The organism is Agrobacterium sp. 16-2014-1-2a, assembly GCF_053522705.1.
Map to the genome: position 1 here is coordinate 745633 of NZ_JBNWBX010000001.1, position 15137 is coordinate 760769.

The 15137-nt window shown below is 58.3% G+C and carries 15 protein-coding genes; 8 read left to right on the plus strand and 7 right to left on the minus strand.

Translation table 11 applies throughout. The features are described from left to right. The first annotated feature begins 43 nt into the window (after positions 1 to 43). From pgsA to ACQZ45_RS03775, 3 genes are read left to right on the plus strand one after another with little or no spacing between them, the layout of a single operon-like run. Positions 44 to 631, plus strand: coding sequence for a CDP-diacylglycerol--glycerol-3-phosphate 3-phosphatidyltransferase (gene pgsA, locus ACQZ45_RS03765; RefSeq protein WP_003512433.1), 588 nt, complete (start codon positions 44 to 46; stop codon positions 629 to 631). Then, positions 631 to 885 (plus strand): molybdopterin converting factor subunit 1, encoded by a 255-nt coding sequence (gene moaD / locus ACQZ45_RS03770; protein WP_019565410.1) that lies wholly within the window; start codon positions 631 to 633, stop codon positions 883 to 885. The genes pgsA and moaD overlap by 1 nt, the downstream gene beginning before the upstream one ends. A gap of 4 nt (positions 886 to 889) precedes the next feature. Then, complete coding sequence (locus tag ACQZ45_RS03775) at positions 890 to 1345, plus strand: molybdenum cofactor biosynthesis protein MoaE (protein ID WP_013635855.1); 456 nt, start codon at positions 890 to 892, stop codon at positions 1343 to 1345. 60 nt (positions 1346 to 1405) lie between these two features. Here ACQZ45_RS03775 and ACQZ45_RS03780 read toward each other — a convergent pair whose 3' ends face one another. Then, a complete protein-coding gene (locus ACQZ45_RS03780) occupies positions 1406 to 2302 on the minus strand; it encodes a branched-chain amino acid ABC transporter permease (RefSeq protein WP_113291450.1) in 897 nt (298 codons plus the stop codon). 59 nt (positions 2303 to 2361) lie between these two features. Between ACQZ45_RS03780 and ACQZ45_RS03785 the strand changes: the two genes are divergently transcribed. Next, positions 2362 to 2913, plus strand: coding sequence for a CGNR zinc finger domain-containing protein (locus tag ACQZ45_RS03785; protein ID WP_013635854.1), 552 nt, complete (start codon positions 2362 to 2364; stop codon positions 2911 to 2913). Beyond that, the gene (locus tag ACQZ45_RS03790) at positions 2910 to 3422 is read left to right on the plus strand and encodes a hypothetical protein (protein WP_013635853.1); all 513 of its coding nucleotides are present in this window, start codon (positions 2910 to 2912) and stop codon (positions 3420 to 3422) included. The genes ACQZ45_RS03785 and ACQZ45_RS03790 overlap by 4 nt, the downstream gene beginning before the upstream one ends. Positions 3423 to 3716: 294 nt before the next feature. On the opposite strand, the gene ndk is transcribed toward ACQZ45_RS03790, so the two are convergent. Continuing rightward, positions 3717 to 4139, minus strand: coding sequence for a nucleoside-diphosphate kinase (gene ndk / locus ACQZ45_RS03795; RefSeq protein WP_003502118.1), 423 nt, complete (start codon positions 4137 to 4139; stop codon positions 3717 to 3719). A 103-nt stretch (positions 4140 to 4242) separates the two neighbouring features. Next, the gene (locus tag ACQZ45_RS03800; protein ID WP_013635852.1) at positions 4243 to 4938 is read right to left on the minus strand and encodes a glutathione S-transferase family protein; all 696 of its coding nucleotides are present in this window, start codon (positions 4936 to 4938) and stop codon (positions 4243 to 4245) included. A 256-nt stretch (positions 4939 to 5194) separates the two neighbouring features. Between ACQZ45_RS03800 and ACQZ45_RS03805 the strand changes: the two genes are divergently transcribed. Together ACQZ45_RS03805 and abc-f are read left to right on the plus strand one after the other, a co-directional pair. After that, positions 5195 to 6241 (plus strand): GGDEF domain-containing protein, encoded by a 1047-nt coding sequence (locus tag ACQZ45_RS03805; protein WP_065658067.1) that lies wholly within the window; start codon positions 5195 to 5197, stop codon positions 6239 to 6241. Positions 6242 to 6311: 70 nt separating this feature from the next. After that, positions 6312 to 8195, plus strand: a complete 1884-nt coding sequence (gene abc-f, locus ACQZ45_RS03810) for a ribosomal protection-like ABC-F family protein (RefSeq protein WP_019565405.1) — start codon at positions 6312 to 6314, stop codon at positions 8193 to 8195. Between the two features lie 25 nt (positions 8196 to 8220). Here abc-f and ACQZ45_RS03815 read toward each other — a convergent pair whose 3' ends face one another. Beyond that, complete coding sequence (locus tag ACQZ45_RS03815; RefSeq protein ID WP_113291530.1) at positions 8221 to 10158, minus strand: EAL domain-containing protein; 1938 nt, start codon at positions 10156 to 10158, stop codon at positions 8221 to 8223. A gap of 748 nt (positions 10159 to 10906) precedes the next feature. Here ACQZ45_RS03815 and ACQZ45_RS03820 point away from each other — a divergent pair. Beyond that, positions 10907 to 11833, plus strand: a complete 927-nt coding sequence (locus ACQZ45_RS03820; protein WP_003512408.1) for a Gfo/Idh/MocA family protein — start codon at positions 10907 to 10909, stop codon at positions 11831 to 11833. Between the two features lie 42 nt (positions 11834 to 11875). Here ACQZ45_RS03820 and ACQZ45_RS03825 read toward each other — a convergent pair whose 3' ends face one another. The 3 genes from ACQZ45_RS03825 to ACQZ45_RS03835 form a co-directional block, all read right to left on the minus strand. Continuing rightward, complete coding sequence (locus ACQZ45_RS03825; protein ID WP_003512406.1) at positions 11876 to 12904, minus strand: sensor domain-containing diguanylate cyclase; 1029 nt, start codon at positions 12902 to 12904, stop codon at positions 11876 to 11878. Positions 12905 to 13061: 157 nt separating this feature from the next. After that, positions 13062 to 13511: a DNA polymerase III subunit chi gene (locus tag ACQZ45_RS03830; RefSeq protein WP_003512404.1), complete on the minus strand. Its 450-nt coding sequence runs from the start codon at positions 13509 to 13511 to the stop codon at positions 13062 to 13064. A gap of 25 nt (positions 13512 to 13536) precedes the next feature. Then, positions 13537 to 15030, minus strand: a complete 1494-nt coding sequence (locus tag ACQZ45_RS03835) for a leucyl aminopeptidase (protein ID WP_113291449.1) — start codon at positions 15028 to 15030, stop codon at positions 13537 to 13539. Positions 15031 to 15137 lie beyond the last annotated feature (107 nt).

A 15137-nucleotide genomic window follows, 5' to 3' on the forward strand; every position in this document is an offset into this window, starting at 1 on the left:
AGGGGCGGCATCAAGGCAGCTTATCCAGACTGACAGGTTTCCCATGGCTTCGCGCGCATACAGCATTCCCAACCTTCTCACCTATGCCCGCATTCTGGCGGTTCCCGTCATCGTTTTGTGTTTTTACATCGAAGGAAAGCTGGAAAGCTCGGATTTTGCGCGCTGGACGGCACTCTGGCTGTTCATCGTCGCCTCGCTGACCGATTTTCTGGATGGTTATCTGGCGCGTATCTGGAACCAGACCTCCAATATCGGCCGCATGCTGGACCCGATCGCCGACAAGCTGCTGGTCGCCTCAGTGCTGCTCTTGATGGCAGCGGACGGCACCATTGCCGGCTGGTCGCTGTGGGCCGCCATCACCATTCTCTGCCGCGAAATTCTGGTCTCGGGCCTGCGTGAATATCTGGCGGCGCTGAAGGTCAGCGTTCCCGTCACCCGCATCGCGAAGTGGAAGACCACCATCCAGATGGTGGCCATCGCCTTTCTTCTTGCCGGTCCCGCGGGAGACAAGGTTCTGCCCTACACGACCGAGATGGGAATTACGCTTCTCTGGCTAGCAGCAGCGCTGACCATGTACACCGGCTACGACTACTTCAAGGCGGGTCTCAAGCACATCGTGGACGAAGAATGATGGCGCGGATCGTTTATTTCGCCTGGGTTCGCGAAAAGATCGGCACGGCGGAGGAGGAGCTGGATATCCCCTCCTCCGTTACCACGGCCGGTGAGCTGATCGCCTATCTCTCAACCCTTGGTGAAAACTACGAAGCCGCCTTCGAATTTCCAGATGTGATCCGCGTTGCGGTCAATCAGGAGCATGTTGAACATGACGAGAGCATTGCCGGTGCGCGCGAGATCGGCATTTTCCCGCCCATGACGGGGGGATAACCGGATGCAGCCGACGGTCCGCGTGCAGGCACAGGATTTCGACGCTGCGGAAGAAACCCGCAGGCTGACGGAAGGCGACAAGAGCATCGGCGCGGTGGTGGCCTTCACCGGGCTTTGTCGCGATGATGGCGGCACGCTCGCGGCGCTGGAACTCGAGCATTATCCCGGCATGGCCGAAGCGGAAATGACCCGCATCGCGCAACTCGCCATCGAACGCTTCGACCTCCTCGGCCTCACCGCCATTCATCGCCATGGCAAGATCGCCACCGGCGAGAATATCGTCCTCGTCATTGCCGCTTCCCGGCACCGGCAGGCCGCCTTCGACGGCGCAAATTTCGTGATGGACTACCTCAAGACGTCCGCCCCGTTCTGGAAAAAGGAACATGGCAAGGATGGCACGAAGGGCGACTGGGTTGCCGCAAAGACGACCGACGACACGGCCAAGGACAAATGGCGGTAACGCTTTGTGTTTTCCCGCACTTCCGGACGAAAACCGGACGCCACCCCTCCTGGAAATGCTCTAGGGCGCTTCCACCCTGCTACGCATGACGATCAGCCAGCCCACCAGAAGTGCCAGAACCGCCGCATCCCGCCAGATAACCGGGCCGTAACCGACCCATAGCGTTTCCGCGAACCCGACGGCAGCAGCCCCGAGCGCGCAGACGAGCGGGCTTGCATAACCGCCCGCTGCCGAAATCAGCACGACCTTCAGGCCGAACACCAGACCGGCACCGAAATCCATGGTGCCGTAATAAAACGTGGCGAGGACGCCGGCGATGGCGGCAAGCAGACCCGCTGCACAGTAGGACAGCAGGAACACCCTGCCTGCATTTACCCCGCACAGTGACGCGGCGAAAGCATCGTCCGACACCGCCTTCCAGCGTCTGCCAAAGCCGGAACGCTGGAGGTAGAAAGTGCCTGCGAGAATGAGCAGGCAGAAGACAGCCGTGTTCAGCATCTGCATCGACGTCAGGGTGACGGCGAAGCTTCCATCGGCCCAGAATCGCACCGGTTCCGACAAAAGCGGTGGCAGCCATAATTGCCGCGTGCCGGCGGCAAGTCTGGCACTTTCGGTGAGCGCGATCAGCACGCCAATGGAGGCGACCGTCACCGCATTGGGCGAGGCTTTCGCCAGGGGCCGCATCACCGCCCTGCCGATGAAAGCCGCCGCCCACAGACCGCCGAAAAGACCGGCCCCTGCCCCAAGCGCGAGTGTTGCAGGCAAGATCAGCCACAGCCGGTTCCAGCCAAAATCGGCAAACAGCAGACAGGTCTGACCGGCGAAAGCGAAGATCGCGCCATAGGTGACATCGGCCCGTTTCGTGACCGAAAAGGCGATGGCATAGCCGAACGCCAGAACCGCATAAAGCGAGGCTACCGGTACGGCATTCAGCAATTGTTGCAGGAAATAAGCCAATCCGTCCTCCCCATCGCATTATAACTGTTAAAATCCATTTTGATAGTTATAATGTCGCCATGACATTTCGCTGGACAGAACATCGTTTCGCAGGCGGCGCATTGGCCCTCGATGTCGCCAATAGCGTCATCCTGCGCGCGGACGCGGCAAAATCGGTCGACCGTTTTGCTGTGCCTGAGCAGATCGCCACCTTTGCCGAGGCGTCGACCCGACTCGGAGCGGAGCGCGACAGGTTTCCCGCACTCATCGCGCCCGAAGCGGACATGAGGCAGGTATTTCTCGATCTTCGCGAGGCGATCGACGATTATTTCCGCTCTTCGATGACGAGTGGCGACGATGACGACGGTCGGCTGGCCGGGCTTCTCTTCGCATGCGGCACGGCACTACGGTTGTTTCCCCTGCGAGAGAGCCTTGCCAATGCGACCGCCCATTCAGCTCTGTCGCTGCTTGCGGCGGAGACGCGGAAACGGCTGCGGATTTGCGGCAATTGCGGTTGGCTTTTCATCGACCGCAGCAAGAACAGAAGCCGCATCTGGTGCGACATGACGGTGTGCGGCAACCGGCAGAAAGCCAGCCGGCATTATCACCGCAAGAAGGAAGCGCAGGCATGAAAGGAATAACCATTCCGTTGCTGGCGATCACTATGGTGCTCGGTCTTTCCGGTTGTCAGCGGGACGAGCCGCGCGATGTCGCGAAGGTTTCCGGCCGCATGTTCGTCTTTAACTACCGTGTGGCGATTGCCACCTATCTCGTGACCTTGCAGCGCATCGCCCCCATCCGCGACGGCAGCACACTGGAAGCGACCTTCGAAAATCCCCGCGGCGGCACCGAGCTGACGACCAGGGAGAAGATTTTCCCGGCAGATGAAAAGATCGCCGTTCAAAGTCCGCCGGTCGAATGCGTCAAGCAGGACCGCCCCTACAAGGTCACGATCCGCATCAAAGGGCCGGAAGGCGATGTATTGCAGACGATAGAGACCACCATCCGCTCCGACACCGACCAGTCGCTCCTTCCCGCCAAACCGCTGACGGTAGGGCCGCTCTACACACCCAATCCGGACGTGTTCAAAGCGGACGGCACGACGGATATGCGGCCTGTCGAGGGGTGTCCGGCGTCGTGACGATCGTCGGAGGAGACGAAGCGAAAATTGAACCTCCCCTCATTCCTGTGCTTGTCACAGGAATCTAGCCAGCCCACGTCCTTGGGCTGGACAGACTCTTTCGCCGCGCGGACGCGCGTCGGCTGGATTCCTGTGACAAGCACAGGAATGAGGGGGGGCGGATGCTCGGCACAGGAAACAATCTACCTGCAAATAATACAAAAAAACGGAGCCTTTCGGCTCCGTTTCATCGAGTCTTTTCAGCGGCTTCATGCCATCGCCTGAGAGGGCGATTCAAGCCGTTGATATTTTGAATCAGCCAACGATTTCGGTTTCGGCGAACCAGTAGGCGATTTCCTGTGCGGCGGTTTCAGGAGCGTCCGAACCGTGAACGGAGTTTTCGCCGATGGAAAGCGCGAAGCTCTTGCGGATGGTGCCTTCAGCAGCCTGGGCCGGGTTGGTTGCGCCCATGATTTCGCGGTTCTTGAGGATAGCGTTTTCGCCTTCCAGAACCTGAACGATGGTCGGGCCGGAGGTCATGCCTTCAACGAGTTCGCCGAAGAAGGGACGCTCTTTGTGAACGGCGTAGAAGCCTTCGGCTTCGCGCTTGCTCATCCAGACGCGCTTGGAGGCGACGATGCGCAGACCGTTGTCTTCAAATACCTTGGTGATCGCGCCAGTCAGGTTACGCTTGGTTGCGTCCGGCTTGATCATCGAAAATGTGCGTTCAATCGCCATGTGTCCGTTTCCTTTTCCTATAGAGAAAGTGGGCGGTCTTTACCCGCCCAAAGGCCCGAAAACAAGGGGGATCAACCACATTGCGACGATGGCTGCAGACATTTCACGCCGCTGTCACACTGCGGCCTCTGGCGTCGTGGAGGTCTAGGCAGCCTTCGAACCAGTCACGGACGGGGTCGTTTTCGGAAAACAGATCCGCTCCGGTGGTAATCCTTGCCCATTGCAGCGCACCGAAAACAATGTAATCCGCAAACAGCGGCGATGAGCCGCCGATGAAAGGCTGGAAGCCCAGCATGCGGCGGATCGGCGCCAGGAGCGCTGGGAAGGCCGCGATTTCCGCCTCACGGTTCGCCACCACATCCTCTAGCGTCCGGCCGAGCGCCTTCGTTCTGCTGTCGCGGAAATAAAGGCGGTCAGGCTCATCAAGCATATTGTGGATATCGAGCACGGCAATGCGGGTGATGGCCGGGTGCAGTACCGTCTGCGACCAGCTTTCAACGAAACGCGCCATCGCCTTGCCGCCTTCCCCGTTAAACAGCGACGGCCGCTCCGGATAGGCCTCATCCAGATAAAGGGCGATCTCGAAACTGTCGCTCACCAGCTGGTCGCCATCACGAAGGATCGGCACGGTCCTCGAAAAACCGTCCTCCACCGTCGGGATGACCGTGAAGGGCAAGGGACGCTCCTCGAACTCCAGCCCCTTATGCGCCAGCGAAAGCACGGTTTTCCAGCAATGGGGAGAGAACGGCCGTGCGCTATCGCTTCCGCAAAGTGAATATAAGGTTCTGGAGGTCGTCATAGGCTGCACCCTCTTCTGCTACATCGATGATGCGATATAAAAACGACCGCCGCCTGAAATCAAATCAGGATTTGTCATACTACTGATCAAAAACCGCATCCGGCGCTCAACCGTCCCCTCCACGAGAATTGGGGTCTCACGGCAATGAAAACCTCGTCAGGTTTAGCCTATTTTAAACCGTTGCTTGTAAGAATAATCGTGTTCAACAATCGGTTATCACCGGTGCATTCATAATTTATTGGTATTGGGGCTGTCAGTGACGTCAACGGCGGGCGATAAAAAACGCGAGAAGGCAAGGAACGGTCTCGTCTTTACAAAAATTGCTCAGTTCATCGACAAGATGAATATTGCTCCGCTGCCGCGAAACTACGAACTGATCTACGAAATATTGTCAGGGCATAACCCGGCGATGGGACGCGATATTCTCGCCCTTGGCAACGCGCCGCAACAGCATGAAATCGATATTGTCGGCCAGAGACACAATCTGCCGGGTTTTTCGAAGATCGAGGCCGAGCAGATGGCAGCTACGGCCTTCGAGACGCTGAAGCAGATTTCCGCGCGGCTGGAAGCCGGCCTGCAACGCACCGAAACATTTATTGCCAGTCTTTCCGGGCAAGATCACTCCGAGCTGCCTGCAACGGAGCGGCTTGCGCAATTGATGGGCGATATTCACGAGGAACAAACGAGTCTCCGGCATTTCGTTTCCATGGGGCTGATGAAAATCCGCGAGGTTGAGAAAAGCCGGACAGATCTTCAGGCGAGTTCCCTGCGTGATGCCTTGACGGCGCTTCCCAACCGGGCGGCTTTCCTCGAGAAGCTCGGCGACCTGTTTTCGGGCGCTCAGGGGGCATCAGCCACATCGCTTGTGCTGCTCAACATCGACCATTTCCGCGAAATCAACGGCAAATACGGCCCCACCGCCGGCAACAAGGCGCTGCGCCGGCTGGCAGCGCTTTTCCGCAAGGCGATCAAGAAGGACGATTTCGTTGCCCGCATCGGCGGAAACGAGTTCGCTTTTCTGTTTGCCGGCGTCTCGCAAAATACAGCTGAAGCAATTGCAGAGCGGTTGCGGCAGAACGTCGAGGCGCTGCGTTTCGTCACCAGTGAGGGCGACGGCGAGCATCTGACCGTCTCGATCGGCGTTGCGGCAGTGGACTGCACCGCGACATCAGCCGAATTTTTCAGCCATGCCGAGCTCGCCCTGCTGTCCGCACGCTGCGGCACGCGCAATTGCGTCATAGGCTACTCCCGGGACGTGGCTCAACGCAGCCGCAGCAGCTATCTGGCGCAGCTCGGCTGTTGAAGCTGCATATCTGATCTGGTGTGGCGCGCGCGCTCTTGCCTTGGCCACGCAGTTCGGCCAAAACGGCGCCATGATTACGATTACCGATCTCTCCGCCCGCATCGCCGGGCGCCTGCTTCTCGACCACGCCAGCGTGACGCTTCCGGCTGGCGTGAAGGTGGGCCTCGTTGGCCGCAACGGCGCCGGCAAATCTACTCTTTTCCGGGTCATCACCGGTGACTTTTCAGCGGAAAGCGGTTCGGTAACGATCCCGAAACTGGCGCGCATCGGCCAGGTTGCGCAGGAAGCGCCGGGAACGGAAGAATCGCTGATTTCCATCGTGCTTTCCGCCGACAAGGAGCGCAGCGCGCTGCTGGCCGAGGCGGAAACCGCAACAGACCCGCACCGGATCGCGGAAATTCAGGTGCGGTTGGTCGATATCGACGCGCATTCGGCGGAAGCCCGGGCGTCCAGCATTCTTGCCGGTCTTGGCTTCGATCACGAGGCGCAGCTTCGCCCCGCCTCTTCGTTCTCCGGCGGCTGGCGCATGCGCGTGGCGCTCGCGTCCGTGCTGTTTGCCGAACCCGACCTCCTGCTGCTCGACGAGCCGACTAACTATCTCGACCTTGAAGGCACGCTCTGGCTGGAAGACTATATCCGGCGTTATCCGCATACCGTCATTATCATCAGCCACGACCGCGATCTGCTGAACAATGCCGTCAATTCCATCGTGCATCTGGACCAGAAGAAACTGACCTTCTATCGCGGCGGATATGACCAGTTCGAGCGCCAGAAAGCCGAAGCAGACGAATTGCAGATGAAGGCGAAGGTGAAAAACGACGCCGCGCGCAAACATCTGCAAAGCTTCATCGACCGTTTTCGCGCCAAGGCCACCAAAGCGCGCCAGGCGCAGAGCCGTATCAAGGCGCTGGAGCGCATGGGCACCGTCGCCGCCGTGATCGAGGATCACGTCCAGCCGATCACGTTCCCGGAGCCGGAAAAGCAGCCCGCCTCACCCATCGTCGCCATCAATGGCGGTGCGGTGGGTTACGAGCCGGGCAAATCCATTCTGAAGCAGCTCAATCTTCGCATCGATAATGACGACCGCATCGCGCTGCTCGGTTCCAACGGCAACGGCAAGTCAACGTTTGCGAAATTCATCTCCGGCAGGCTTGCGCCGCAGGCGGGCGATCTTCGCATCGCCCCCGGCCTGAAGATCGGCTTCTTTGCGCAGCATCAGCTGGACGATCTCGTGCCGGACCAGACACCGGTCGAACACGTGCGCAAGCTGATGCCGCTGGCGTCTGAAGCGCAGGTGCGGGCGCGGGTGGCGCAGATGGGCCTTGCGACGGAGAAGATGGCGACGGCTGCGAAAGACCTGTCCGGCGGTGAAAAGGCCCGACTGCTGATGGGACTTGCGGCCTTCCATGCGCCAAATCTGCTCATCCTCGACGAACCGACCAACCATCTCGACATCGACAGTCGCCGGGCGCTGATCGAAGCGCTGAACGACTATAACGGCGCCGTCATCCTCATCTCGCACGATCGGCATCTCATCGAGGCAACTGTCGACCGCCTGTGGCTGGTGGCCGACGGCACGGTGAAGACCTTTGAAGGCGACATGGAGGAATATCGCGATCTCGTCGTCTCTTCCGGAAAAAAGAAGGAAGAGAAGACAGAAGCCGCCGCCGACCAGACATCGAAAGCCGACCAGCGCAAGGCCAACGCCGAAAAACGCGCCCAGCTTGCGCCGCTGAAGAAAAAGATCAATGAAATCGAATCTTTGACGGCGAAGCTTGAGAAAGTGATTCAGTCGCTCGACAAGGAACTGGCGGACCCTGCTTTGTACGAAAAGGCACCTGCCAAGGCCGCGCAGAAAGTCAAAGAGCGTGGCGAAGCCGCGAGTAAGCTTTCGGACGCCGAGGAGCAGTGGCTGATGCTTTCGAGCGAATATGAGGATGCGATGACGCAGTGATGCGTCATCAAGCTGGTGCGAAAATCTAAGCGCATTCCCTGCGAGGCTGCAGCCGCTCGAGCGGCACGGCCGGCGAATAAAGATAGCCCTGACCGAAACGGATTCCCATCTGCATGAGCAGCCTGCTCTGCTCTTCCGTTTCTATACCTTCCGTCACCAGCGTGGCGCCGTAACGTTCGGCGCTTTCGAAGGCGAGCGCGATGGCATCCCGGAACCGCGACTGTTCAAGCCGGGACGTCATCCAGTGATCGATCTTGACCTCCTCGAAGGGGAACCGCGCAAGCAGGGTGAGTGCCGCATAACCGGTGCCAAAATCATCGAGCGCCAGCCGCACGCCCGCTTCGCTCAGCCTGTCGAAATTCTGCTGCACGATGTCGATGGCCGGTATCCTGCTCATCTCCGTCACTTCGATCGACAGACGGTGCGCCGGGACCCCCATCTCGTTCAAAAAGGCCACAACCCGCCCTCCGAAGCCCGCAGTGGCAAAAGACGATGCGGAAATGTTCACCGCCAAATGAAAGTCCGGGTCGAGGCCCCGCAGGTCGATGAGATCGCGGACGACGGCTTCGATCGTCGACCATTCAAACTCCACCAGCAGCCGGTGACGCTCGGCAATCTCCAGCACATAATAGGGCGAAAGCGGCTGTCCGCACGCATCCACCGCCCGTAAAAGAGCCTCCGCGCCAATCATGCGGCGATTGTGCATTTCGAATTTCGGCTGATAAAATATCGGCGGCTTGCCGGATCTGATCCAGTTGACCAGCATCTGGCGCACCCCCTCGTCCCGCGTGGCTTTATCGGCAAAGGAGAAGGGGAATATCTGAACCGGATTTTCGCTTCCTCGCAGCGCAAGACTAAGCTGCCGGAGGAAGGAAGCCACGTTCTGCCGGGAGAGCTTATCCAGATTAGCGGCACCGATTTTCAGATGCGGCACCGGTTCTGGATCCGCAGACCGTGAAAATGTACTTAACCCGTCGTGGAGACGCATTATCAGCCTTGTGCTTTCCGACTTCTCGAGCGAAATCCCCGACATGACGACTGCAAGCGTGGTATCGCCGAACATGAAGCTGCGCGGTGCATTGGAACTCGACAGCAGACCGTTGTCATCGTTGCAGATTTCCTGTGCCAGCCTCGGCCAGAAAAGATCGCCCCAATCCTCGCCCTGGCAGGCGGCGACATCGGCCATATTGACGATTTCTATGAGAAGGAGAGCGTGCGGAACGGCCGGCTCCTGCCGCATCACGACTTCGATATGGTCTTTAAGGGCGCGCCTGTTGGGCAGGCCCGTCAACGAATCCGTCCGCGCCGCAGCATCGCGTTTCCTTGCCTCTTCACGCGCCCGCGCCTCGCTGCGCAGCAACAGAAACAGACAGGCGATCATCGGCAACCCGACCAACGAGCCGAAGATGCGCCGTCCGACGTTACTGAGAAAAACGTCCTGATTTATCATGCTGAGACTGTAGGTCACGCAAACAGCGAACAACGCCGCGAAAATCCTGACCGCGAATACGCCGAAGACCTCGCGGACGCCGAGTTCAGTGAGACTGCGCCGGCGCATCCAGCCATACATTGCCATCCCGAAAGCCGAGATAATGCTCATATCCAGAAAAGCGGCCCCAAAGAGTGCCGGACCACCAAACAAAAATCGCCCTGCGGAGACGAGCGCCAGGCTTATCAAGCCGCCTTGCCAGGACCCCAACACGCCAGCCAGGAACAGCAGGTCAGAGCGGATATAGGGCTTGGAAGGCAGCTTGATGAACTCGGATACCAGTAGCGTCAGCAAGAAACCGGTAACCCCGAAGATGATGCCGTAGTAGATTTTGTAACGAGCGTCATCGAGAGCGATGTTTCGCTGCAGAAGGATCAGCACCGACACCATGCCGACAAGGGCCGCAGCCTGGAGCAGCAGGAACGGCAACTCGGCGGCTGACGCGGCCGCCTGGGCGGCGATCAATTCCATCATCTCTGCATGTCCCCCGGTCATTACTATTCTTTTGCCGTGGTTCCGGCGTTTGACCTTCACAAATCCCGCGTTTACGCAGGAAAATCAGTACATATAGCCAATCGCTCCACACGACCTGTCGCTCCACCGCGGGCTGCCCTCGGCGAAATCGCCGGACAGGTGCCAACAGCAAGCGACTGACAAGACACGAGTTCGAGTACCTCCTCACCGCCGGCGTCGCACAATGCCGAGCAGGAAAATCAAGAAACGAAGCGAAGCGCCAACCAACAACCGAACGAAAAAACCATCGAGACAGTCTAACTAACGAATTTTACGTCGACACTAAAGAACTTAGCGTAGATAAAGATGCAAGAATTACGCTGTATGTATTTATTTGACAATTGCCTTAGTTTAAATAATTACAAAATACATATAAATATGTATTTTAAATTCTGACTATAATACATTTAATAATGAAATTGAAATTGATTTACATATAAAATATACATTAATATTTCGGAACTTAACTTCGAGTTCGAATTTTAAAAGCATTAAGTTATAAAAATCAATACTTTTAAATTTGAAACAATATTTTCACATTTCAAATATTAGGCAACATAAAATATGCATACCGATTTTTGCCATGCCGTTACGCACCGAAAAAAGACGAGACCTGCAAGGACGATCGCCTTGCTCCTTTGAGCGTTTCTGTTAAAAAACTCGTAAAGTCACACTTTATCCCACGCATCATACAAATGGGTCCCACTTCATGTCAGCCACCAAGCTTGCCATCGTCGGCGTCGGCAAAATCGTTCGCGACCAGCACCTTCCCGCCATCGCAGGCAATCCGGATTTTGAATTGATCTGCACGGCCAGCCGCCACGGTACCGTGGATGGCGTCGCTTCTTACGGCACCATCGAGACCATGCTGGAGGCCGTCGAGGATATCGAGGCCGTATCGCTCTGCATGCCGCCACAGTACCGTTACGAGGCTGCTTATGCGGCGTTGAATGCCGGCAAGCACGTTTTCCTCGAAAAGCCGCCGGGCGCAACGCTTTCGGAAGTTCAGGATCTCGTTCGTCTTGCGGATTCGAAGGGTCTTTCGCTATTTGCAAGCTGGCACTCGCGTTATGCGCCGGGCGTTGAAGCTGCAAAGGCGTTTCTGGCCTCGACAAAAATCGACAGCGTGCATGTCATCTGGAAAGAGGATGTGCGCCACTGGCACCCCAACCAGGCATGGATCTGGCAGGCGGGCGGTCTCGGTGTGTTCGATCCCGGCATCAATGCGCTGTCGATCATCACCCACATCCTGCCCCGCGCGCTGTTCCTGACCAAGGCAACGCTTGAGTTCCCGGAAAACCGCGACGCGCCCATCGCTGCCGAGCTGCATTTTTCCGATGTTACGAAAATGCCCGTGCGCGCCGAGTTCGACTGGCGCCAGACCGGCAAGCAGAGCTGGGATATCGTTGCCGAAACGGCGGCCGGGCAGATGGTGCTTTCGGAAGGCGGCGCGAAGCTCTCCATCAATGGCGAGCAGGCGGTGTCGGAACCCGAGCGGGAATATCCGGCGCTCTACGAGCGTTTTGCGGAAATCATCAAGGCCGGACGCTCTGATGTCGATCTTGCGCCATTGACTCATGTGGCCGATGCCTTCCTGCTCGGCCGCCACAAATTCGTGGATTCCTTCTACGACTGAGGAGCCGAAAGGCTTTTGGAAGCCTTCCGGAAGACAGGTGCATCAAAGGGCGCGGCTGACGAAACGGTCGCGCCCTGACTTTTTTGCCTGATACAGTGCCTCGTCAACGCTGCGCAAAAGCGTGGCGCGGTCAGCACCGGCCTGAGGGGCGATGGCGCCGCCAATGCTGAGACGCGCACCGACCGCCTGCCCGTCAACATCAAAGGGTTCACGGAAGGCTGCCAGAAGCCTGTCTGCCAGTCCGTTCATCACCTCAGACCTGCTGGGACGGGGAATGAAAATGGCGAATTCGTCGCCCCCCATGCGCACCACCGTATCTTCGCTGCGGATCGAATTGCGAATGCGGTCGGCGGCAGCGGTCAGCACCCTGTCACCCGCCGGGTGGCCGAACGTGTCATTGATCGCCTTGAAACCGTCCAGATCGAGATAGAGCACGCCGAAGGCCTCGTTCTCACGTAGAGCCGCGCCAAGCTGGCCATCGACAATCGCCTCCAGCGCCTTGCGATTGTAAAAGCCGGTCAACGGATCAGTCATCACCGCATCCCGCAATTCACGCTCCGCCAGACTCATTGTGAAATTGGCCTTCTGTAGACGCAGGAGTGCGGCCGCCAGCAGCGCGAAGTGCTTCAGATTGTCGATTTCGCTTTGAGAGAATTTTCTCGGCACCGTATCGACAAGGCAAAAGGCGCCGACCACAAGACCCGGTTCCAGCTCGATCGGCGCGCCAGCATAGGAACGCAATCCGGGACCGCCCTTCACATAGGACATGAAGCGGAAATCCGGATGCTGGGTCAGATCGGAAATGACCACGACATCCTGCCTGGCAATTACTCGGTTGCAGATCGACAGATCGCGCGGGCATTCCGAAAGTTGCATTCCCGCCTGTTCGGCAATATGGAGCCAGTCCTCGTCGACGATATGGACGGCCGCACGCGGGACGTCAAAGACGCCCTGCCCCAATCGAGACAGCACTTCCAGTTCCGGCATCTCGGCATTCTTGACGGACATGATTGACCGCACCGCGACCAGACGCTCTATTTCCCCGTCGGGCCGTGAAATCGCCTGTCCCATGATGATGTCCTTCTGCTGTTTCGTCTGTGGCAGCCGCCACCGTCCGTCACCTGTGGTCCGGATCAGACAGCTATGTCTGATTCGGCTCATAATGCGAAAACCGACAGGCGGCGCCACATGCGAATTTTTGCCAGTCTTTTTGTGTGGGAAACTGTGATCAGGCCTTCTTCTGCCAGCGGCCTTCCGGCGACTGCTGCCAATAGGTCAGCGCATGACCTTCGGTCTTCAGCCTTTTCCAGTGGTTCCGCGCCATTTCCAGCTGGTAGGCATCGTATCCGTCGAACATGAACACTATCCGCTCATAGCCCTCCACCGCCGGAGGTTCGGCACCGTCGACGAGAAAGCGGACACTCGCCTCGTTACCGTTCGCATTCGACGCCGTCAAAAGAATCGGCTGATTTTGCGGCGCGGCAGAGCTATCCGTTGCGTGCGGCAGAAAACTGTCGTCACGAAAGGTCCACAGATGCGTGTCGAGGAAATCGCGGCGCTCCTCGTCCACCGTCTGGATCGCGACCTTCCAGCCGCGTTCCAGCGATTTTTCGAGCAAGGGCGGCAATGCATCCTCCAGCTTCGATTCCGTCAGATGGTAGAACAGGATTTCAGTCATCTGCGGACTTGCAGCTCCGGTCGCATCAATCTTCGTAATGCGCGCGAACGAGTTCGTTCAGCAACCGCACACCATAGCCGGATCCCCAGGACTGGTTGATCTCGGTCATCGGCGAACCCATGGCGGTGCCGGCGATATCGAGATGCGCCCAGGGTGTTTCGCCCACGAAACGCTTGAGGAACTGAGCGGCGGTGACAGAGCCCGCCAGACGGCCGGAGCTGTTCTTCATGTCGGCGAATTTGGAATCAATAATCTTGTCGTAATCCTTGCCGAGCGGCATGCGCCACAGCTTTTCCGCCGTAACATCACCCGCCTGCGAAAGACGTGCAGCCAACTCGTCGTCATTCGAGAAAAGGCCAGCCTGAAGATTGCCGAGTGCAACCGTGATCGCTCCCGTCAAGGTGGCGAGGTTGATCATGAATTTCGGGTTGAAACGCTCCTTGGTGTACCAAAGCGCATCGGCGAGAACCAGCCGGCCTTCGGCGTCGGTATTGATGATCTCGATGGTCTGGCCGGACATGGAGGCGACGATATCGCCGGGACGCTGGGCGTTACCATCAGGCATGTTCTCCACCAGACCGATGACGCCGATCACATTGGCTTTCGCCTTGCGGGCCGCGAGCGTGTGCAGGAGGCCGGTCACGGCGGCAGCGCCACCCATGTCGCCCTTCATGTCTTCCATGTTAAGGCCGGGCTTCAGCGAGATACCGCCGGTATCGAACACAACGCCCTTGCCGACGAAGGCGATAGGCTCGTCCTTCTTGGAGCCGCCGTTCCACTGCATGACCGCAAGCCGGGGCGGACGCGCCGAACCCTGCGCCACACCGAGAAGCGCGTTCATGCCAAGCTTCTTCAGCTCCTTCTCGCCGAGAATTTCGACCTCGACACCGAGCTTTTTTAACTCTTCCGCCTTTTCAGCGAATTCGACAGGACCGAGAACATTCGGCGGCAGGTTGACGAGATCACGCGCCAGGACAACGCCGCCCGCGACGGCCTCGGACACGGCAAAGGCCTTTTCCGCCTCCTGATGGACTGCCGTCACGATGACGATTTCTACTTTCTTCGGCGACTTCTCATCATCGGATTTCTTCTTGGTCTTATAGGCATCGAAGCTATAGGCACGCAGCAGCAGGCCAAGCGCAAAATCCGCCGCCGCCTGCGCACCGACATCGACGCCCGGGGCATCTAGATAGACGGCAACCTTGTCCGCCTTCCTGAAATTGGCGGCAGCGGTGCCGCCGGCACGCAACCAGTCATGGGCGACAAGTTTCGCCGGCTTGCCGAGGCCAATGACGAGAAGCCGGTCGGCGCCCGAACCCTGCGGCGCAATCACGTCGAGTGTCGTCATGGACTTTGCGGAAAAGCCTGAAATCTTTGCCGCCCGTTCAAGCACGCCGCCCGGATCGGCTTCCGATGCGCCGGCAGCTGCCTGCGCCTCACCCGAGGCTTGCAGCACAACGGCAAGGGTATTTTCAAGCGAGGCGGAATTGGCGAAAGAAATATCGAATTTGGCGGACATGTTTTCCTGCTCTTCGTGGATAACTTGCGTGTGCGCCCGATCATGGCCTTTTCGGCCCCCGGCGCAACCCTGCATTTTTAAAGGCTCACATTCTTTAAAGGCCGACA